Source organism: Pseudomonas guariconensis, from assembly GCF_024127895.1.
Classification (GTDB): domain Bacteria; phylum Pseudomonadota; class Gammaproteobacteria; order Pseudomonadales; family Pseudomonadaceae; genus Aquipseudomonas; species Aquipseudomonas guariconensis_B.
Window position 1 is genome coordinate 154,599 of sequence record NZ_JAMYBK010000001.1, and the last position, 20,780, is coordinate 175,378.

18 protein-coding genes are annotated in these 20,780 nt (G+C 63.6%); 5 read left to right on the forward strand and 13 right to left on the reverse strand.

Going from position 1 to position 20,780, the window contains the following annotated elements; all coding sequences use genetic code 11:
* Positions 1 to 211: 211 nt before the first annotated feature.
* The 3 genes from NJF35_RS00735 to NJF35_RS00745 all read left to right on the forward strand — a co-directional run bounded on the left by NJF35_RS00735 (position 212) and on the right by NJF35_RS00745 (position 2,550).
* Complete coding sequence (locus NJF35_RS00735; RefSeq protein ID WP_253090581.1) at positions 212 to 526, forward strand: type II toxin-antitoxin system RelE/ParE family toxin; 315 nt, start codon at positions 212 to 214, stop codon at positions 524 to 526.
* Entirely contained in the window at positions 492 to 860 is a 369-nt protein-coding gene (locus tag NJF35_RS00740; protein ID WP_410900155.1) for a helix-turn-helix domain-containing protein, read from the forward strand. The genes NJF35_RS00735 and NJF35_RS00740 overlap by 35 nt, the downstream gene beginning before the upstream one ends.
* A 106-nt stretch (positions 861 to 966) precedes the next feature.
* Positions 967 to 2,550, forward strand: a complete 1,584-nt coding sequence (locus NJF35_RS00745; RefSeq protein WP_253090582.1) for a peptide chain release factor 3 — start codon at positions 967 to 969, stop codon at positions 2,548 to 2,550.
* 248 nt (positions 2,551 to 2,798) lie between these two features.
* On the opposite strand, the gene NJF35_RS00750 is transcribed toward NJF35_RS00745, so the two are convergent.
* The 13 genes from NJF35_RS00750 to NJF35_RS00810 all read right to left on the reverse strand — a co-directional run bounded on the left by NJF35_RS00750 (position 2,799) and on the right by NJF35_RS00810 (position 18,608).
* Complete coding sequence (locus NJF35_RS00750; RefSeq protein ID WP_225788639.1) at positions 2,799 to 3,878, reverse strand: polyamine ABC transporter substrate-binding protein; 1,080 nt, start codon at positions 3,876 to 3,878, stop codon at positions 2,799 to 2,801.
* Positions 3,879 to 3,934: 56 nt separating this feature from the next.
* A complete protein-coding gene (locus tag NJF35_RS00755) occupies positions 3,935 to 4,276 on the reverse strand; it encodes a cupin domain-containing protein (RefSeq protein WP_225788640.1) in 342 nt (113 codons plus the stop codon).
* A gap of 32 nt (positions 4,277 to 4,308) precedes the next feature.
* Complete coding sequence (locus NJF35_RS00760) at positions 4,309 to 5,715, reverse strand: NAD(P)/FAD-dependent oxidoreductase (RefSeq protein WP_225788641.1); 1,407 nt, start codon at positions 5,713 to 5,715, stop codon at positions 4,309 to 4,311.
* Positions 5,716 to 5,779: 64 nt separating this feature from the next.
* A complete protein-coding gene (locus NJF35_RS00765; protein WP_225788642.1) occupies positions 5,780 to 6,589 on the reverse strand; it encodes a helix-turn-helix domain-containing protein in 810 nt (269 codons plus the stop codon).
* A 164-nt stretch (positions 6,590 to 6,753) separates the two neighbouring features.
* Positions 6,754 to 7,722 (reverse strand): peptide ABC transporter ATP-binding protein, encoded by a 969-nt coding sequence (locus tag NJF35_RS00770; protein WP_225788643.1) that lies wholly within the window; start codon positions 7,720 to 7,722, stop codon positions 6,754 to 6,756.
* Positions 7,722 to 8,690, reverse strand: a complete 969-nt coding sequence (locus tag NJF35_RS00775) for an ABC transporter ATP-binding protein (protein ID WP_225788644.1) — start codon at positions 8,688 to 8,690, stop codon at positions 7,722 to 7,724. Before NJF35_RS00775 ends, NJF35_RS00770 begins: the two co-directional genes overlap by 1 nt.
* 10 nt (positions 8,691 to 8,700) lie before the next feature.
* Positions 8,701 to 9,627: an ABC transporter permease subunit gene (locus tag NJF35_RS00780; protein WP_225788645.1), complete on the reverse strand. Its 927-nt coding sequence runs from the start codon at positions 9,625 to 9,627 to the stop codon at positions 8,701 to 8,703.
* Between the two features lie 10 nt (positions 9,628 to 9,637).
* Positions 9,638 to 10,648 (reverse strand): ABC transporter permease subunit, encoded by a 1,011-nt coding sequence (locus NJF35_RS00785; protein WP_060515691.1) that lies wholly within the window; start codon positions 10,646 to 10,648, stop codon positions 9,638 to 9,640.
* 90 nt (positions 10,649 to 10,738) lie between these two features.
* Complete coding sequence (locus tag NJF35_RS00790; RefSeq protein ID WP_225788646.1) at positions 10,739 to 12,334, reverse strand: ABC transporter substrate-binding protein; 1,596 nt, start codon at positions 12,332 to 12,334, stop codon at positions 10,739 to 10,741.
* A 69-nt stretch (positions 12,335 to 12,403) separates the two neighbouring features.
* Positions 12,404 to 13,783, reverse strand: coding sequence for an OprD family porin (locus NJF35_RS00795; RefSeq protein WP_225788647.1), 1,380 nt, complete (start codon positions 13,781 to 13,783; stop codon positions 12,404 to 12,406).
* Between the two features lie 225 nt (positions 13,784 to 14,008).
* Positions 14,009 to 15,601 carry an ABC transporter substrate-binding protein gene (locus NJF35_RS00800; RefSeq protein ID WP_253090583.1) on the reverse strand — a complete coding sequence of 531 codons (1,593 nt, stop codon included), beginning with the start codon at positions 15,599 to 15,601 and terminating at the stop codon, positions 14,009 to 14,011.
* 158 nt (positions 15,602 to 15,759) lie between these two features.
* Positions 15,760 to 17,385 carry an ABC transporter substrate-binding protein gene (locus NJF35_RS00805; protein ID WP_225788649.1) on the reverse strand — a complete coding sequence of 542 codons (1,626 nt, stop codon included), beginning with the start codon at positions 17,383 to 17,385 and terminating at the stop codon, positions 15,760 to 15,762.
* A 506-nt stretch (positions 17,386 to 17,891) separates the two neighbouring features.
* Complete coding sequence (locus NJF35_RS00810) at positions 17,892 to 18,608, reverse strand: SIMPL domain-containing protein (RefSeq protein WP_225788650.1); 717 nt, start codon at positions 18,606 to 18,608, stop codon at positions 17,892 to 17,894.
* A gap of 209 nt (positions 18,609 to 18,817) precedes the next feature.
* Between NJF35_RS00810 and NJF35_RS00815 the strand changes: the two genes are divergently transcribed.
* Both NJF35_RS00815 and NJF35_RS00820 read left to right on the forward strand, forming a co-directional pair.
* A complete protein-coding gene (locus NJF35_RS00815) occupies positions 18,818 to 20,077 on the forward strand; it encodes an ATP-binding protein (RefSeq protein ID WP_225788651.1) in 1,260 nt (419 codons plus the stop codon).
* Positions 20,074 to 20,634 (forward strand): response regulator transcription factor, encoded by a 561-nt coding sequence (locus NJF35_RS00820; RefSeq protein ID WP_225788652.1) that lies wholly within the window; start codon positions 20,074 to 20,076, stop codon positions 20,632 to 20,634. Before NJF35_RS00815 ends, NJF35_RS00820 begins: the two co-directional genes overlap by 4 nt.
* The last annotated feature ends 146 nt before the right edge of the window (positions 20,635 to 20,780 follow it).

Sequence of the window (20,780 nt, forward strand, 5' to 3'; positions counted from 1 at the left end):
TGAAGCGGCATTTGGCCAGCGTTAATCACTGGCGAGTAGGAAATTTCACGCGAAAAAACAGCGTGGATATTACTTGTGGACGTTGAATCACCTGCTTTTCGAGCACATCCCTATCTCTCCATGGTCATTCGAAAATTTTCCGAGTAATCCCTTGAAGGAATATTCTCTTGGAGGTATTTTTTTGTGGTCTATAGGGATGTGTCTGGAGTTCATGACCGAGTTCGAAAGGTTGGCAGAGGCGGTTCAGGATGAACTGCTGGCTCAGCTTCACCTGCTCGAACGCTGGGGCCCTGCGTTGGGACGCTCTCGCGTAGATACGCTCAAAGGCTCAAGGCATTCGAATATGAAAGAGTTGCGCTTCAATGCTGATGGTGGTGTATGGCGAGTGGCGTTCGCCTTCGATCGTTCTCGTTGTGCGCTTCTGTTGGTGGCTGGCGATAAGGCGGGCATCAATGAACGCAGGTTCTACAGGCACCTGATCGACCGTGCCGATGAGCGGTTCGATCGGCACCTGTCCAGAGGTTGAAAGCATGTACAAGACACTTGATGACGTAATGAACGGCCTTTCACCTGAGCGCAGGGCGAGGGTGGAGGAGCGCGGTCGCGAATTGGTCCGTGAAGAAATGACGCTTCGAGCGCTGCGTAAACAGCTCCAGATCACCCAGGAGGATCTGGCTGAACGTCTCGACATCCGTCAAGGCAATGTTTCGAAAGTCGAGAATCGCAGCGACATGCTGATATCTACTCTGCGTGGCTATGTGGAGGCCATGGGCGGCAGGCTGGAGCTGGTGGCCTACATGCCCGGTCGAGCACCCGTCACGATCGAAGGGTTCGCAGAGGATCCGATTTCTCGCAGCTAGGGTGTCGAGGCCAAGGGGCGTCCGGTCTGGCGGCAGCTATTTTGGCCTGACGCCCGACTTCAGGTATGATACTGCCCCTTTTTGATCCCCAGTCAGGCGATTTCCCATGACCAACCAGGCCGCCGAAGTCGCGAAACGCCGCACTTTCGCAATCATTTCCCACCCCGACGCCGGTAAGACCACCATCACCGAGAAGCTCCTGCTGATGGGCAAGGCCATTGCCGTCGCCGGTACCGTGAAGTCGCGCAAGTCCGACCGCCACGCCACTTCCGACTGGATGGAAATGGAGAAGCAGCGCGGTATCTCCATCACCACCTCGGTGATGCAGTTCCCCTACCGCGAACACATGATCAACCTGCTCGACACCCCCGGCCACGAGGACTTCTCGGAAGACACCTACCGCACCCTGACGGCGGTGGACTCGGCGCTGATGGTGCTCGACGGCGGTAAGGGCGTCGAGCCGCGGACCATCGCCCTGATGGATGTCTGCCGCCTGCGCGACACGCCGATCGTCAGCTTCATCAACAAGCTCGACCGCGACATCCGCGACCCGATCGAGCTGCTCGACGAGATCGAGGCGGTGCTGAAGATCAAGGCTGCGCCGATCACCTGGCCGATCGGCTGCTACAAGGACTTCAAGGGCGTCTACCACCTGACCGGCGACTACATCGTGGTCTATACCCCCGGCCATGGTCATGAGCGCACCGAAGCGAAGATCATCGAGAAGCTGGACTCCGACGAAGCCCGCGCGCACCTGGGCGACCAGTACGATGCGTTCGTCGAGCAGCTCGAGCTGGTGCAAGGTGCCTGCCATGCGTTCGACCAGGACGAGTTCATCAATGGCCAGCTGACCCCGGTGTTCTTCGGCACTGCGCTTGGCAATTTCGGTGTCGACCACGTGCTCAATGCCGTGGTCGACTGGGCGCCACGCCCGCTGGGCCGCGTTGCCCACGAGCGTACCGTCGAGCCGACCGAGGAGAAGTTCAGCGGCTTCGTGTTCAAGATCCAGGCGAACATGGACCCCAAGCACCGCGACCGCATCGCCTTCATGCGCATCTGCTCGGGCAAGTACGAGAAGGGCATGAAGATGCGCCACGTGCGCCTGGGCAAGGACCTGCGCATCGGCGATGCGCTGACCTTCTTCTCATCCGAGCGCGAGCAACTGGAAGAGGCCTATGCCGGTGACATCATCGGCCTGCACAACCACGGCACCATCCAGATCGGCGACACCTTCAGCGAAGGCGAGGTGCTGGGCTTCACGGGTATCCCGCACTTCGCACCGGAGCTGTTCCGCCGCGTGCGCCTGAAGGACCCGCTCAAGTCCAAGCAACTGCGCCAGGGCCTGCAACAGTTGGCCGAGGAAGGCGCGACCCAGGTGTTCTTCCCCGAGCGCAGCAACGACATCATCCTCGGTGCGGTCGGTGTGCTGCAGTTCGACGTGGTCGCCAGCCGCCTGAAGGAAGAGTACAAGGTCGAGTGCGCCTATGAGCCGATCACTGTCTGGTCGGCGCGCTGGATCAGCTGCGACGACAAGAAGAAGCTCGAGGACTTCAAGAACAAGGCCATGGAGAACCTGGCCATCGACGGTGGCGGTCACCTGACCTACCTGGCACCGACCCGGGTCAACCTGTCGCTGATGGAAGAGCGCTGGCCGGATGTGAAGTTCCGCGCGACGCGCGAGCACCACTGATTCAGCCTCAAGCTGCAAGCTGTTCACTTAAGTCTGATGTGACATCGATTGGGGCTGCCTTGCAGCCCTTCGCGGGCGAGCCCGCTCCCACAGGATCGTGCATTCCTTGAGGTTTGCAGCGTACTTGTGGGAGCGGGCTTGCCCGCGAAGGGCCGCAAGGCGGCCCCAATGGCTTAAGTGAACGGTATTAGACCGCAGGCACGCCTGTTTTCCCTTGCAGCTCGAAGCTTGTCATTGGCCGGAGCTCGTCAGTGCCCCGCCTTGATGCTGGTCCAGAGGCGCGTCCTGATGCGGTCGATTTTCGCCGGCATGGCCTGCAGTGCATACAGCTTGCCCATCACTTCCTCGCTCGGGTAAATCATGCTGTTGCTCTTCATTGCTGAATCCACCAGCCCATCGGCCTTGAGGTTGCCGTTGGCGTACTGCACATGGTTACTGATATTGGCCATCACCTCGGGTTGCAGTAGGTAGTTCATGTAGGCATATCCTGCCTTCTCGTCTGGCGCATCGGCCGGCATGGCGACCATGTCGAACCACATCGGCGCGCCTTCCTTCGGGATCGAATAGCCCACCTTCACGCCGTTCTTCGCTTCTTGCGCACGGTTCTTCGCCTGTAGCACATCGCCCGAAAAACCCACCACCACGCACACATCGCCATTGGCCAGATCGCCTGTGTACTTGGAGGAGTGGAAGTAGCTGATGTACGGTCGCGCCTTCATCAGCAGCTCCTTGGCCTTGTCGTAGTCCTTCGGGTCCTGGCTGTGGTGCGGCAAGCCCAGGTAGTGCAGGGCGATTGGCAGCAGCTCTGGGCCATTGTCCAGCACTGCCACGCCACAGCTTTTGAGTTTGGAAATGTACTCAGGCTTGAAGATCAAGTCCCAGGAGTCCACCGGGGCGTCGTCTCCGAGCACGGCCTTGACCTTGTCGATGTTGTAACCGATGCCGGTACTGCCCCACAGGTAGGGGAAACCGTACTGGTTGCCGGGGTCGTTGACCTCCAGCGCCTTGAGCAGCACCGGGTTTAGGTTGTGCCAGTTGGGCAACTGCGATTTGTCCAGCTTCTTCAGGGCCTTGCCCTGGATCTGCCGGGCCATGAAATGGTTGGAGGGGAATACCACGTCGTAGCCGGAGTTGCCGGTCATCAGCTTGCCATCGAGGGTTTCGTTACTGTCGAAGACGTCGTAGGTCGGCACGATGCCAGTGGTTTGCTGGAAATGTTTCAGTGTGTCCGGGGCGATGTAGCTGGACCAGTTGTAGATCTTCACCGACTCAGTGGCATTGGCCACGCAGGCGACCAACATCAGGGGAGCGAAAATAATCGTGCGCATGTCCGGTTTACCTTGCTTTGTCTGTTGTTATCGAAGGGCGGCAGGCGATTGGCGGTTCAGAAAATCAGGACGTAGGTCTTGCGCACCGTTTCCTGGATGTCCCAGGTGCCGGTGCTGTTGGCCGGTAGCATCAGGGCATCTCCGGCTTCTATGTGCAGGGGCTCGCCACCATCGGGGGTGAAGGTGCAGCGGCCTTTGATGAAGTGGCAGAACTCCTGTTGCACGATCTGCCGGCGCCAGCGCCCTGGGGTGCACGCCCAGATGCCCGTCTCGACGCCATCGCTACGCTCGACGCAGGTGACAGACGTCACGGCCACGGGCTCGCCGATGGGTGCCGCGACGGGGTTGGAGCTGCCTAGCTCCGTGCTGTCGGTGTGTTTGAAGTGGGTAATGCTCATGACCGGTGGATCCTGTGTGAGGGGAAGGGGAGTCAGTGCATGAAGCTTTCCATGAAGTCCGCAAGCGAGCTGGCCAGGCGCCGCCTCCAGGGCGCATTGGCGGGGTTGGCGAGGGTCCGGTCCTCGTGGACGAAACTCTGGATGATCGCGTTGTAGCCCAGCCAGCGGCATGGCTCGGGCGGCCAGGTGGCCAGGCTCGACAATGGGCGGTTGTCGAGCACCCATGGTTGTGCGGTCAGTTCGTTGTGCTGGTCGAGGATCAGCGCGGCCAGCGTGCGGCCGCCGAGATTGGTGGCGCCAACCCCCTCGCCGCCATAGCCGCCTGAAAGGGCAACGCCGCGTTGGCGATCACAGAGCATGTGCGGACGGAAGCGTCGGGCCATGCCCAGGTTGCCGCCCCAGGAGTGGGTGATGCGTACATGTTTGAGCTGCGGGAACAACTCGCTGAACAGGTAGCGGCGTAGTTCTATTTCTGCCGGGTTCAGGTTGAAGTTGTCGCGCAGCCGGCCGCCGAAACGGTAGCCACCGCGCGCGCCGAATACCAGGCGGTTGTCGGCGGTGCGCTGGCCGTAGGTGACCTGGCGGCTGTTCTCGCTGAAGGCTTGCCCTTGGGACAGGCCGATCTGTGCCCAGGTCGACTCGGGCAGTGGTTCGGTGGCCACAAGCAGGCTTTGCACCGGCAGTTGATGTTTACCCAGCGGTGGCAGGCTGGCCGCGTAACCCTCCACGGCGGGCACCATCCACTGGCAACGAATGCGTGACAGGGGAGTACGCACTTGACCGGGCTGCCAGTCGATGGCTGGAGTGTTTTCGTAGATCGGCACACCGAGGCTTTCCACGGCTCGGGCCAGGCCGCGCGCCAGCTTGGCCGGCTGGATGGTCGCGGTGTGCGGGCTGAAGATCGCGCCGTAGGCATTGCTCACCCGCAGTTGTGCATCCAGTTGATCGGGACGCAGCCAGCGATAATCGTGTTCGTTCATGCCTAGGCGATAGAGGCCGTCGAGGTAGGCGCGCAGGCTGCGTTCCTGTTCCGGATAGCGAGCGGCGCAATAGAGCACGCCACCCTTGCGGTAGTCGCAGTCGATGGCCTCGCGTTGCAGCACGGCGTGGACTTCGTCGGGAATGCCGTGCAGCAGGTCGATGCTGGCGCGGCGCTGTTGCGGCGACAGGGTGGCGAGCAGGCGATCTTCGCCAAGCAGGTTGCCCATCAGCCAGCCGCCATTGCGTCCCGAGGCGCCGAAGCCGGCGATCTTGGCTTCGATCACGGCGATGTTCAACTGCGGTGCCTGACGCTTGAGGTAGTAGGCGGTCCACAGGCCGGTGTAGCCGGCGCCGATGATGCACACATCCAGGTCGAGGTCCTGTTGCAATGCCGGGCGGGCGCTGAGTGGCTCGTCGAGCTGGTCCATCCAGAGGCTGATCGTGCGCCAGGGTTGCATCAGGTTCGGCTCCACATCGATGAAGGTCTGTGGGCGATCCTAGTGTCATGCGGTGGGGGCTGTCTTACGTGCGTGCACGCAGGGAAATCTGCTTCAGGTAGGCCTTGGGCGAGAGCCCGGTATGTTCGCGAAAGCACTTGTAGAAGGCCGATAAGGAATTGAAGCCCGCATTGAAAGCCAGGTCTTCGATCGAGGCCTTGAGGCTGTCATCGTCGAGGCTGGCCATCAGGTGTTGCAGACGTGCCTGGTTGACGTAGCGGTAGAAGCTCTGCCCCAGCACCTGGTTGAGCAGGTAGGAGATCTGGTTACGGCTGTAGCCACTGGCGTCGGCGACCTGTTGCAGGTCCAGCTCCGGGTCGAGGTAGGGGCGTTGACGCTGGAAATAGTATTCCAGGTCCTGGGCCATGCTGCTCAACTGGCGTGGTGACAGGCCCAGGCGGCTAGTGGCGGGCCGTGGGCCCGAACGGGGGGTGCTGTCGTTCGAACGGCGCACCAGGGTGGCGTATTCATTGACCCGCCAGATCAGCCCGTCCTTGACGGTGATCGCCTCGCTCGACTGGAAGGCCACCAAGCCCTCACCGCCTTGGACCGTCACTTGATACTGGATGAACGCGGTACAGCCGTCGACGCGGATGCGGTCGCTATGGACGATGTCCTCGTCGGCTTCATGAGGCAGGCAGCCGCGCACGTAGTCGCGCAGCTCATCGAAGCCGAGCACGCGGTTCTGGAAAAAGTCGTGGTACTGGATGTCGGCATGGTACAGCGCCATTACCCCGTCCAGGTCGCGGTGCTTCCAGCACAGGTGGTAGCGCAGTACCGTTTCGGCGGTGAGCGCGGTCTGCTCGGGGCCGTCGGGGAGGGTGCTCGTCGTCATGGACGGGGATAGTGCCTTGACCTGGCCATGGGTGACAAGATCAGGGGGGTGACCATTCGCAGGCTGCCCCAATGCCCGTCAAGGCTTTGCAACTGCCATTTGGGCCACTCCCACAGCACTGGATACCGGCGTGGGAGCGGCCTGGCTTGGACGGCTATGCCGCTCTAGAGAAACTGCTCGGCATAGTGGCAGGCCACCTGCCGCGTGCCCACCTGCCTCAGCGCCGGTATCTCCTTGGCGCAGCGCTCCGTGGCATGCGGGCAGCGCTTGTGGAAGGCACAGCCGTCCGGTGGGTTCAGCGGGTTGGGCAGTTCACCGGCGATGCGGATCTTCGGTTTCAGCGGGTCCGGGTGGATCGCCGGCGTCGCCGACAGCAGCGCCTGGGTATAGGGGTGCAGGGGCTTGTCGTAGATGTCCTGCTTCGGCCCCATCTCCGCTGGCCGGCCCAGGTACATCACCAGCACCTGGTCGGCCACGTGGCGCACCACCGCGAGGTTGTGGGAGATGAACACGTAGGCGGTGTTGAACTCCTTCTGCAGGTCCATGAACAGGTTCAGGACCTGCGCCTGGATCGATACGTCCAGCGCCGAGGTCGGCTCGTCGGCCACCAGCACCTTCGGTTGCAGCATCATCGCCCGGGCCAGGGCGATGCGCTGGCGCTGGCCGCCCGAGAACATGTGCGGGTAGCGCTGGTAATGCTCGGGGCGCAGGCCGACCTGCTGCATCATCGCTTGCACTTTCTCGCGGCGCTCGGCCTTGCTCAGCGAGGTGTTGATCAGCAGCGGTTCGGCCAGCTGATCGCCGATCTTCTGCCGGGGGTTGAGCGAGGCGTAGGGGCTCTGGAAGACCATCTGTACATCGCGGCGCAGTTGCTTGCGCTCGGCCTTGCTGGCCCCCTTGACTTCGGTGCCGGCGATTTGCAGCGAGCCGGCGGTCGGCTCCTCGATCAGGGTCAGGGCGCGGGCCAGCGTGGACTTGCCGCAGCCGGACTCACCGACCACGGCCAGGGTCCTGCCGGCCTCCAGCTCGAACGACACGCCATTGAGCGCGCGCACCAGGGCATGGCCCTTGAACAGGCCACGGGAGACTTCGTAGTGACGGGTCAGTTCACGGGCGGATAGGACGACGGTCATCACGCCACCTCCTGGTTCAGCGGGTAGAAGCAACGCACCAGGCTGTGGGCCTGGGGATCGAGGGGCGGACGCTGCCGGCGGCAGTTGTCCTGGACATATGGGCAACGTGGTGACAGCAGGCAACCCTGGGGCCGGTCATAGCGGCCGGGGACGATGCCGGGCAGGGTGGCCAGGCGTTCGGCACCGATGCTGTGCTCGGGGATGGCCGCCAGCAAGGCCTCGCTATAGGGATGGGCAGGGAGGTCGAACAGCTCTGGCACCTGGCCCACTTCCACGGCTTGCCCGGCGTACATCACGCAGACCCGCTTGGCGGTCTCGGCGACCACGGCCAGGTCGTGGGTGATCAGGATGAGCGCCATGTTGCGCTCCTTCTGCAGGTTCACCAGCAGCTCCATGATCTGCGCCTGGATGGTCACGTCCAGGGCGGTGGTCGGCTCGTCGGCGATCAGCAGCTTGGGTTCGCCGGCAATGGCCATGGCGATCGCCACGCGTTGGCTCATGCCGCCGGATAGCTGGTGTGGGTAGGCATCCAGGCGGCTTTCGGCGGCCGGGATCTCGACCTTCTTGAGCAGCTCCAGGGCCCTCTGGCGCGCGGCCTTGCCCTTCAGGCCCAGGTGTTGGCGTAGCACCTCCTCGATCTGGTAGCCCACGGTGTAGCTGGGGTTGAGCGCGGTCATCGGGTCCTGGAAGACCATGGCGATGTCCTTGCCCACCACCTTGCGCCGCTGGCGGCCGCTGAGGCGCAGCATGTCGGTGCCATCGAAGTTCAGGGCATCGGCGGTGATGCGCCCGGGGGCGTCGATCAGGCCCATCAGGGCCATCATGGTCACCGACTTGCCGGAGCCGGACTCGCCGACGATGGCGAGGATCTCGCCGGCCTCCACCGCAAGGTCGAGGCCGTCCACCACGGGCACGGCATTGGCGTCGCCGAAGCGCACGTTCAGGTTGTCGATCTGCAACAGTGACATGGCGTTCTCCTCAGACGGCGTTCTTGAGTTTCGGGTCCAGCGCATCACGCAGCCCGTCGCCCATCAGGTTGATCGCCAGCACGCTGAGCAGGATGGTCAGGCCGGGCAGGCTCACCACCCACCAGGCGCGTTCGATGTAGTCACGGGCCGAGGCCAGCATGGTTCCCCACTCCGGGGTCGGTGGCTGGACGCCGAGGCCGAGAAAGCCCAAGGCAGCAGCGTCGAGGATCGCCGAGGAGAAGCTCAGGGTGGCCTGGACGATCAGCGGTGCCATGCAGTTGGGCAGCACGGTGACGAACATCAGCCGCGGTAGGCCGGCACCGGCCAGGCGCGCGGCGGTGACGTAGTCGCGGTTCAGCTCGCCCATCACGGCGGCACGGGTCAGGCGCACGTAGGACGGCAGCGAGACGATGGCGATGGCGATCACCGTGTTGATCAGGCCGGGGCCGAGGATGGCGACGATGGCCACGGCCAGCAGCAGCGAGGGCAGGGCCAGCATCACGTCCATCAGGCGCATGATCGAGGGGCCGAGGATGTGCGGGAAGAAACCGGCCAGCAGGCCCAGCAGGATCCCCGGCACCAGCGACATCACCACCGACGACAGGCCGATCAGCAGCGACAGCCGGGCGCCCTGGATCAGTCGCGAGAGCAGGTCGCGGCCGAGCTCGTCGGTGCCGAGGATGAACTGCCAGGTGCCGCCTTCCAGCCATACCGGCGGGGTCAGCAGGAAGTCGCGGTATTGCTCGCTCGGATCGTGCGGGGCGACCCAGGGCGCGAACAGCGCGCAGAACACGATCAGGCACATGAAGGCCAGGCCGGCCACCGCACCTTTGTTGCGTGAGAAGGCCTGCCAGAACTCCTTGTACGGCGAGGGGTAGAGCAGGCTCTGGTCCACCGGGCTGGCCGGCGTGACGGATTTCGCAATCGGGCTAGTCATGACGAGGGCCTCAGCGCTGATGACGGATGCGTGGGTTGGCCAGGCCGTAGAGGATGTCCACGACGAAGTTGACCAGGATCACCAGGCAGGCGATCAACAGGATGCCGTTCTGGACCACGGGGTAGTCACGGGCACCGATGGCTTCGATCAGCCACTTGCCGATGCCCGGCCAGGAGAAGATGGTTTCGGTGAGCACGGCGCCGGCCAGCAAGGTGCCGACCTGCAGGCCGAACACGGTCAATACCGGGATCAGCGCGTTGCGCAGGCCGTGCACGAACACCACGCGGGCGGGCGACAGGCCTTTGGCCCGGGCGGTACGGATGTAGTCTTCGCGCAGCACCTCGAGCATGGAGGAGCGGGTCATGCGGGCGATCACCGCCAGCGGGATGGTGCCCAGCACGATGGCCGGCAGGATCAGGTGCATCACCGCGTCCTTGAAGGCGCCTTCTTCGTCGCTGAGCAAGGTATCGATGAGCATGAAGCCAGTCTTCGGCTCGATGTCGTAGAGCAGGTCGATGCGTCCGGACACCGGGGTCCAGCCCAGGCTCACGGAGAAGAACATGATCAGGATCAGGCCCCACCAGAAGATCGGCATGGAGTAGCCAGCCAGGGAGATGCCCATGACCCCGTGGTCGAACAGCGAGCCTCGCTTGAGCGCGGCGATCACCCCGGCCAGCAGGCCGACGATGCCGGCGAACAGCAAGGCGGCGAAGGCCAGCTCCAGGGTGGCCGGGAACAACGTGAGGAATTCGTTCCACACGCTTTCGCGGGTGCGCAGCGACTCGCCCAGGTCGCCCTGGGCCAGTTTGCCGATGTAGTCCAGGTACTGGACCGGCAGGGGCTTGTTCAGGCCCAGGCGCTCCATGGCCTGGGCGTGCATCTCGGGGTCGACCCTGCGCTCGCCCATCATCACTTCCACCGGGTCGCCGGGGATCAGGCGTATGAGCGCGAAGGTCAGCAAGGTGATGCCGAAGAAGGTCGGAATCAACAGGCCTAGGCGCCGGGCAATAAAACTCAACATCGTCGGGTGTACCTCTCCAGGCGGTAGTACGGTCAGCCCGTCAGGGCAATGCCGCCGGTTCCCCGTGGGCTGCCGGCGGTCGTTGTTGTTCTACTTCACCTTGGTGGTGGCGAAGTTGTTGTTGGTCAGAGGGTTGACCACATAACCCTCCACGTTCTCGCGCATGGCCGTGAACATCTTCGGATGGGCCATGCTGATCCAGGGTTGGTCGTCATCGTACACCGCCAACGCCTCGGCATAGAGCCTTGCGCGCTCGTCGTTGTCGATGACCTCGCGGGCGCGGGTGATCAGTTCCTGGAACTTGGGGTTGCACCAGCGGGCATAGTTCTCGCCGTTGCGGGCCGCCTCGCAACTGAGCAGCGGGCCGAGGAAGTTGTCCGGGTCGCCGTTGTCGCTGGCCCAGCCGGTGGAGACCATGTCGGCCTCGCCCTTCTTGGCGCGGCGTAGCATCTCGGCCCATTCCATCATGCGGATATCCAGCTTGATGCCGATCTCGGCCAGGTCCGACTGGAGCATTTCGGCCGACAGGCGTGGATTGGGGTTGGTCGGACCGCCGCCGTTGCGGGTGAACAGGGTCAGTACCGTGCCCTCTGGCACGCCAGCCTCCTTGAGCAAGGCGCGGGCCTTGTCCAGGTCGCGGGGTGGGTTCCGGTTCTCGTCGTTGAAGCCGATCATGCTCGGTGGGTAGGGGTTGACGGCGACCAGCGCGTTGCCCTGGCCGAACAGTTGGTCGACGTGGGGCGTGCGGTCGAAGGCCATGTTGATCGCCTTGCGTACGCGCACGTCGTTCAGGTACTTGCGCTCGGTGTTCATCGCGATGTAGCCGGTGACCAGGGCCTCGGTCTCGGCGACCTTCAGTTTGGGATCGGTCTTGATCGAGGGCACGTCGTCAGGCTTGGGGTAGAGCGCGACCTGGCATTCGTTGGCCCGCAGCTTCTGCAGGCGCACGTTGTTGTCCGGGGTGATGGCGAAGATCAGGGCGTCGGCCGGTGGCTTGCCGCGGAAGTAGTCGGGGTTGGGCTTGTAGCGGACCTGGGCGTCCTTGTTGTAGCGCTGGAAGACGAACGGGCCGGTGCCGATCGGCTTGCTGTTGAGGTCGCGGGTCTTGCCCGTGTTGAGCAACTGGTCGCCGTACTCGGCGGAGTAGATCGAGGTGAAGGCCATGGCCAGGTCACGCAGGAAGGGCGCCTCCGGACGGGTCAGGGTGATCACCACGGTGTGGTCATCGGTCTTGTCCACCGACTTGAGCAGTTCCTTGAAGGCCATGCTCTCGAAATAGGGGTAGCCGACGCTGGTCTTGTCGTGCCACGGGTGGTTCGGGTCGAGCTGGCGGCGCAGGCTCCACAGCACGTCGTCGGCGTTGAATTCACGGGTCGGCTTGAAGTAGTCGGTGGTGTGGAACTTCACCCCTTCGCGCAGGTGGAAGGTGTAGGTGAGTCCGTCGGGGCTGATCTCCCAGCTTTTCGCCAGCGCCGGCTGGATATCGGTAGTGCCGGGCTTGAAGTCGACCAGGCGATTGAAGATGGCCTCGGCCGAGGCGTCGGCGGTGACGGCGGTGGTGTACTGCACGATGTCGAAGCCTTCCGGGCTGGCTTCGGTGCACACCACCAGCGGCTTGGCCGCGAGGTGGGGCGCGGCGCCGAGGATTACTGCCACCAGGGCGGCACGTAGCGGTAGCGATGTCATGGAACCTCCCTGCAGTTTGTTCCAGCGTAGCTGCCACGGCCCGCACAAGGCAGGCCGTGGCGATACGGGTCAGAGAATGTTGAACGGAATGGTCGTGACGATGCGCAGTTCGTCCAGGCTGCCGTCGGCCTGGGCCTTGCTGGCGCGGTGTGCGGTATAAGTGGCGCGGATGCTGGTGTCTTTCAGCGGCCCGCTCTGCACCGCGTAGCTGGTGCCGATGCCCCACTCGTAGTGAGTCTCCCCGTCCATGCCGTTGACATCATAGGCCGTGCCTCGGTAGTGGGTGCCGTCGATACCCCAGCCGCGAGCGTTGTACACATTGAACTTGAGCCCCGGTACGCCATAGGGCGCCATGTTCAGCACGTAGCTGATCTGCAGGGATTTCTCGTTGGGGCCGTTGAAGTCCGACAGCAGCGAGTTGGCCAGGTAGATGCCGTTGGTCTCGTGCAGGTAGTCGAAGTACTCGTTGCCGTTGACCTGCTGCCAGGAGAAGGTCAGCGAGTGGGCCTGGTGGGTCAGGCCGAGCGACAGGCTGTAGGTGTCGTTGTCGATCTCGCCCATCTTCTTGCTGCCGGCATCCACGGTCTTGTAGTAGTTCAGGCCAGTGGTCAGGCTCAGCACCGCACTGTCGCCCAGCACATGGTTGGCACCGAAGTAGTACTGGTTCCAGAAGTCGTCGACCTTGGTGGCGTAGAGGCTGGTGGTCAGGCTCTTGAACGGCTGGTAGTTGACCCCTGCGGTGCTGGCCCGGTCGGTCTCCACGCCGGTGGCGCTGTATTCGCTGCGGAACTTGCTCAGGCTCTGCTCGGTACGTGGCGAGACACGGTCGAAGGTGCCCAGGTCGAACGACAGGTTGTCGAATTCGGCGCTGTGCAGGAACGCGCCCTGGAAGCTCGACGGCAGGGCACGGTTGCCGATATAGGCGATCATCGGTGTATCGACCGACTGGCGCCCGACGGTGAGGGTGGTGTTGGAGATGCGCGCCTTGATGTTGCCCAGGCCCAGCTTGCTCCACTGGCTGACCACGTCGCCGTCGCTGTCGGTGAGGGTCCGGTTGTTGGGCCCGGCCACTGCCGCGCGGCCTTGCTCCAGGGCGATGGCGTTGTAGCCGGCGGCTTCCACGGCAAAGCCGATCGTGCCCTGGGTGAAGCCGGAGCTGTAGTTGAGGATGGTGCCCTGCACCCAGTTGTCGCGGCTGTGGGTGGCGTGGCGGCTGCCGTCGCTCTTGTAGTACTTGAACAGCGGCGCGCGGGTGGCGCGCTCGCGGGCATACCAGTTGCGTGTGCTGCCGGTCAGGCTCTGGCCGGCGAGGAAACCGCTGGCCTCGTCCTGCTCGCTGCCTGACTTGAGGCTGATCGGGATGAAGTCCTGGCTGGCGGGTTCGGCCTGGGCGGTGGCGCAGAACGCGCCGATGGACAGGGCCAGTGCGGTGAGTGTGGTTCGTCTCAAGATGAAAGCTCCCTTTCTTTTTTTTTTAGTTATCACCCGGGCCTCGTGAGCCGGATGTCGTTGCGGTGACGCGGTGTTGCACAGGTTTGCCGCGGGATCGCCGGGCAAATTCGGGAAGACTCAGGAGGTATGTGGCGCGGCTGCTTTCAGTGCCGCCCAGCCCTGGCCTCTTCGCGGGCAAGCCCGCTCCCACAAGCACTGCGTGGGAGTGCGGGGCAGGGATGTTCAATCAACGCTCACGCCCGAGAAGTCGTTGCGTCCGAAAGGGCTGACCTTGAAGTCGACGACCTTGGCGCTGATCGGCTGGTTGACCGTGGAGTGGGCCACCGGCGTGATCGGCACCTGTTGCTTGAGGCGCTGCTGGGCTTGTTGGTAGAGGGCGGTGCGCTGCTCGCGGTCGGTCACCTGCTTGGCCTGCTTGACCAGGGTGTCGTACTCCTGGTCGCACCATTGGGAGTAGTTGTTGCTGCCGATGGCGTCGCAGCTGTACAGGGTACCCAGCCAGTTGTCCGGGTCGCCGTTGTCGCCGGTCCAGCCGATCAGGGCGATGTCGTGTTCGCCGTTCTTCATGCGCTTGAGGTATTCGCCCCACTCGTAGCTGACGATGCGCACCTTCAGGCCGACCTTGCCCCAGTCGGCCTGGAGCATTTCGGCCATCAGCTTGGCATTGGGGTTGTAGGGGCGCTGCACCGGCATGGCCCACAGGGTGACCTCGGTGCCTTCCTCGACCCCGGCGGCCTTGAGCAGGGCACGGGCCTTGTCCGGGTCGAAGCCGGCGTCCTCGATGCTGTCGTCGTAGGACCACTGGGTCGGCGGCATGGCATTGACCGCCAGTTGCCCAGCTTCTTGGTAGACCGCCTGGACGATCGCCTGCTTGTTCACCGCCATGTCCATGGCCTGGCGTACTTCCAGGCGATCGAAAGGCGGGTGCTGGGTGTTGTAGGCGATGTAGCCGAGGTTGAAGCCTGGCTTCTGCAGGATCTGCAGCGAGCTGTCGGCCTTCAGGGTCGGCAGGTCGGCCGGGCGCGGATGGAGGGTGACCTGGCACTCGTTGCGGCGCAGCTTCTGGATGCGTACCGACGGGTCGATGTTGATGGAGAACACCAGGTTGTCGATCTTCACCTCTTGCTCTGCCCAGTAGTCCTTGTTGCCCTTGTAGCGGATCTGCGAATCCTTCTGGTAGCGCTGGAACACGAAGGGGCCGGTGCCGATGGGTTTCTGGTTGATGTCGCTGGGCCGACCCTGGGCCAGCAGGTAGTCGGCGTATTCAGCGGAGAGGATCGAGGCGAAGCTCATGGCCAGGTTCTGGATGAATGCGGCATCGACGGTATTGAGGGTAAAGGTCACGCTCAGCGGGCCGCTCTTCTCGATGTGGGCGATGTTCTTGTCCAGGCCCATGCTGACGAAGTAGGGGAACTCGGTGGGGTAGGCCTTGCGGAACGGGTGCTGCCTGTCGAGCATGCGCTGGAAGGTGAACAGCACATCGTCGGCGTTGAAGTCGCGGCTTGGCGTGAAGTCCTTGTTGCCGTGGAACTTCACCCCTTCGCGCAACTGGAAGGTGTAGCGCAGGCCATCCTCGGACACCTGCCAGGCGGTGGCCAGGGCCGGCTGCACGGCGGTGCCGCCACGCTCGAACTCGACCAGGCGGTTGTAGATGGGCTCGGCGGCGTCGTTGTCGGTGGCACTGGTGTACTGGGCCGTGTCGAAACCGGCCGGGCTGCCTTCGGAGCAGAACACCAGGTTCTTGGCGAGCAGGGTCGGGGCCTGGGGTAGCAGGCCGAGGCCGAGCAGGGTGGCGAGCAGTGTGGCGTGGCGCATGGCGAATCCTTGTCCATTGGTTTTCGCCGGCCCAGGTAGCAGGCGCGGCAACAGGAGCCCGACCCGCTGCGGATGGCAGCGGGAGGACGTTTGGTCTGTAGTGCGTGGGTGGCGCGAGGGGCCGCCGGCCGGTCAGGCCAGCGGCGCAGGGGCTTGCCCTATTTCTCCACGCTCACGCCGTAGAAGGAGTTCAGGCCGAAGGGGCTGATCTTGAAGTCCTTCACCTTGGCGCTCATCGGCTGGTACACGGTGGAGTGGGCGATGGGGGTCAAGGGCACCTGTTCCTTGAGGATGTGCTGGGCCTTCTGGTACAGCTCGGTGCGCTTGGCCTGGTCGGAGGTCGCCTTGGCTTGCTTGATCAGGTCGTCGTAGGGCTTGTAGCACCACTTGGAGAAGTTGTTGCCTTCCAGGGCATCGCAGCCGAACAGCACGCCCAGCCAGTTGTCTGGGTCGCCGTTGTCGCCGCTCCAGCCGATCAGCATGGCGCCGTTCTCGCCGCCCTTGGAGCGCTTGATGTACTCGCCCCACTCGTAGCTGACGATCTTGGCCTTGATGCCGACCTTGGCCCAGTCGGACTGCAGCATCTCGGCCATCAGCTTGGCATTGGGGTTGTAGGGGCGCTGCACCGGCATGGCCCACAGGGTGATCTCGGTACCGTCCTTGACCCCGGCCTCCTTGAGCAGGGCCTTGGCCTTCTCCGGGTCGTAGGGGGCGTCCTTGATGCTGGTGTCGTAGGACCACTGGGTCGGTGGCATGGCGTTGACGGCCAGCTGGCCGGCGCCCTGGTACACCGAGTCGATGATCTGCTGCTTGTTCACCGCCATGTCCAGGGCCTGGCGCACCTTGAGCTGGGCCATGGGGTTGGGCTCGTTGCTGCCCTTGATCTTGTCCATCACGTTGTAGGCGATGTAGCCGAGGTTGAAGCCGGCCTGTTCAGGCATCTGCAGCTTCGGGTCTTTTTTCAGCGGCTCGATGTCGGCCGGGCGAGGGAACAGCGTGACCTGGCATTCGTTCTTTTTCAGCTTCTGCATGCGCACCGAGGCATCGGTGCTGATGGCGAAGATCAGGTTGTCGATCTTGACGTCCTCGGGTTGCCAGTAGTCCTTGTTGCCCTTGTAGCGGATCTGCGCGTCCTTCTGGTACTTGCTGAACACGAACGGGCCAGTGCCGATCGGCTTCTGGTTGATGTCGGCGGCCTTGCCCTGCTTGAGCAACTGGTCGGCGTATTCGGCGGACTGGATCGAGGCGAAGCTCATGGCCAGGTTCTGGATGAAGGCGGCATCGACGTCGTTGAGGACGAAGCGCACGGTGTGCTCGTCGAGCTTCTCGATACGGGCGATGTTCTTGTCCATGCCCATGTCGGTGAAGTAGGGGAACTCGGTGGGGTAGGCCTTGCGGAAGGGATGGTCCTTGTCGAGCATGCGGTTGAAGGTGAACAGCACGTCATCGGCGTTGAAGGGACGGGTCGGCTTGAAGTAGTCGGTGGTGTGAAACTTGACGCCTTCACGTAGGTGGAAGGTGTAGGCCTTGCCATCCTCGGAAACCTCCCAGCGGGTGGCCAGGCCGGGAATGACCGCGGTGCCCCCGCGTTCGAACTGGGTCAGGCGGTTGAAGATGGTTTCGGCCGAGGCATCGAAGTCGGTTCCGGTGGTGTATTGGCCTGGGTCGAAACCGGCCGGGCTGCCTTCGGAACAGAACACCAGGTTGGTCGCGGCGAGGGCGGTGGGTGTGCCGGCTAGCAAGCCTGCGCCGACCAGGAACGGAATGACTGCGTGTTTGAGCATGGTGGCCTCATTGTTGTCATTTTTCGATTGAGGCGGCCTCGTGAGCCGACCTGGGGATACTTATGCAGGGGGTATTCCCAATGCAACAGGGAGGAGGATAGTTGGCGTCAAAAGTGTGGTACGGACGTACATGGATGTCGCATTCGTGTAACTTTTTACGAAGTTGAACGTTTGCGTGGCGTGGAAGGGTGAGATTTTCAAGATATTTCGCACTAAATGGGGCAAGCGGATGCACCGGTTTAGAGCGTAGGAAACGGCTGAACTGGGTATAGGTTTTCGGCTACAAGGGGGAGGGAGAGAGGGGCGGTTGGGGCTGGCCGGCCAGGCTTAGGGCCGCTTCGCGCCCCATCGCGGGCAAGCCCGCTCCCACATGATCCTGCAAACCGCATCATTGGCGGTCGATTCGGACCCTGTGGGAGCGGGCTTGCCCGCGATGGGGCGCGAAGCGGCCCCAAGACAGCTTGCCTGACCGCATTGGGCTTCGCTCCCGAAGCGGCCCTCGGCTATCAGGGCATCTGCACTTCGATCAAGCCATCCGCGTTCATGCTGACTTCGCTGGTGCCGGCCTCGATGTCCGGTGCTGGTGCCGACTCGTCGGCGATCATGGCCTTGGCGGCCATCGGTGCGCTGCGCAGGTACGGGCGCGGGTAGCCGCTGCTGTTGAGGTTCAGGCTGACGACCTTGTAGCCCGTGCCGCCGAGCGCCTCGGTAGCCAATTGAGCGCGGGCCTTGAAGGCGTTGACGGCATCCTTGAGCAGCGCGTCTTCGCTGGCCTTGCGGGTGGCCGGGGCGATGGAGAAGTCCATGCCGCCCATCTTCAGGTCCTGCAGCAGTTCACCGGTGAGCTTGGACAGGGCCGGGAAGTCGGCGCTCTCCAGGCGCAGTTCGGCGCGCTCGCGCCAGCCGGTGATCTTCTGGCCCTTGCTGTCGTAGACCGGGTAGCTGTTGCGGCTGCCCTGGCTGATCTTCACCTCCTTGACCTGGCGAGCCTGTTGCACGGCCTTGTTCATGGTCTCGGTGATCTGCTTGGCGAGCTTGCCGGGGTCGCTGTTCTGGGCTTCGCTGTACAGGGTCACGACCATCAGGTCGCGCGCCACTTCCTTGCTGACTTCGGCACGCAGCGACACTTGGTTGTAGCGCGGTGCCTCGGCCGCCAGCGTGGGCAGGCTGGCGAGCAGGCCACAGGACAGGATCAGGGCTGTGCCGCGACGAGGGATTTGCATGTAGGGCTCCTTGGCAATGAAATGCATGGTCCATCAGACCGGAAACAGTGTAGTGGGTTCATGGGGCGACTCCGAGCTTCAATCTCCGAGCGCCGCGCTTCAAGCTGCAAGCTGGATCCGAGTGTGGCGCTTTGCCGCATCGCTGCAGCGGGGCGCCTGGCTTCGGTATACTCCAGCCGTTTTCCCTGGAGCACTCATCAGGAGAGCTCATGCTCGCCGTCGCACATCCGCTGTCCGCCACCCGCCAGAACCTCTGGCGCCTGACCTTCATTCGCATCCTGGTCCTGGCCGCCCAGGCCGGCTCCGTAGGCGTGGCCTACTGGACCGAACTGCTGCCGCTGCCCTGGTTCTCCCTGGCGGTGACCCTGGCCCTGTCGTCCCTGCTGTGCGCCTTCACCGCCCTGCGCCTGCGCCTGTCGCTGCCGGTCACCGAGTTCGAATACGCCTTCCAGCTGGCCTGCGACCTGCTGATCCACAGCGCCTTGCTGTATTACTCGGGTGGCTCGACCAACCCCTTCGTCTCCTATTACCTGGTGCCCCTGGCGATCGCCGCGGTGACCCTGCCGTGGATCTACTCGCTGGTGCTTTCCGGCATCGCCCTGGCGGCCTACAGCCTGCTGCTGGTGCAGTTCTACCCGCTCGAGACCCTGCCGCTGGCGCGGGACAAGATGCAGGTCTACGGCATGTGGTTGAGCATCGCCCTGGCGGCGGGGGTGATCACCTTCTTCGCCGCGCGCATGGCCGAGGAGCTGCGCCGGCAGGAGCAGTTGCGCGCCGAGCGCCGCGAAGAGAGTTTGCGTGACGAGCAACTGCTGGCCGTGGCCACCCAGGCTGCCGGGGCGGCCCACGAACTGGGCACGCCGCTGGCGACCATGAGCGTGCTGCTCAACGAGATGCGCCAGGACCATACCGACCCGCAGTTGCAGGAAGACCTCATGGTGCTCCAGGACCAGGTCAAATTGTGCAAGGAGACCTTGCAGCAACTGGTGCGTGCCGCCGAGGCCAACCGGCGCATGAGCGTGGTGGAGCAGGAGGTGACCGTCTGGCTCGACGAGGCGCTCAACCGTTGGCACCTGATGCGTCCGGAGGCCAGCTACCGTTTCCAGCGCCTGCGCGACGGCGAGGTGCCGCGCCTGACCCCGCCCCCAGACCTGACCCAGGCCCTGCTGAACCTGTTGAACAACGCTGCCGACGCCTGCCCGGACGACCTGGAGGTACGCCTGGACTGGGACGACCAGGACATCCTCATCAGCATCCGCGACCATGGGCCGGGCGTGCCCGTGGCCATCGCCGAGGCGATCGGCAAACCTTTCTTTACCACCAAGGGCAAAGGCTTCGGCCTGGGCCTGTTCCTGAGCAAGGCCAGCGTGACGCGTGCTGGCGGCTCGGTGAAACTCTATAGTCATGAACAGGGCGGCACCCTTACCGAGCTGCGCCTGCCCCATGGCAAGCGAGGAGATGAACGATGAGCGAAGAAAACCAGGTCGAGGGCGAAGAGCTGCCACACCTGCTGCTGGTGGACGACGACGCCACCTTCACCCGGGTCATGGCCCGTGCCATGAGCCGTCGCGGTTTCCGCGTGAGCACTGCGTCCTGCGCCGAAGAGGGGCTGGTGCTGGCCAAGCAGGATGTGCCGGACTACGCGACCCTGGACCTCAAGATGGAAGGCGATTCGGGGTTGGTGCTGTTGCCCAAGCTGCTGGAGCTGGATCCGGAGATGCGGGTGCTGATCCTCACCGGCTACTCGAGCATCGCCACGGCGGTCGAGGCCATCAAGCGCGGAGCCTGCAACTACCTGTGCAAGCCGGCTGACGCGGACGATGTGGTGGCGGCGTTGCTGTCCGAGCATGCGGACCTGGATTCGCTGGTGCCGGAGAACCCGATGTCGGTGGATCGGCTGCAGTGGGAACATATCCAGCGGGTGTTGGCCGAGCACGATGGCAATATCTCCGCGACCGCGCGGGCGCTGGGGATGCATCGGCGTACGCTGCAGCGCAAGTTGCAGAAGCGGCCGGTACGGCGCTGAAGCCGAGGGTTCGATTCGCGGAGCGTCGGCTGGCTGTCGGGGCTGCAAGGCAGCCCCGATGTGCGCCCCGCCTGGCTCACCCTGTACCCAGCAGCAAAACCCGAAGAAGTCACAGCAAGATCCCCGCAAAACCTGACAGGTCGCGT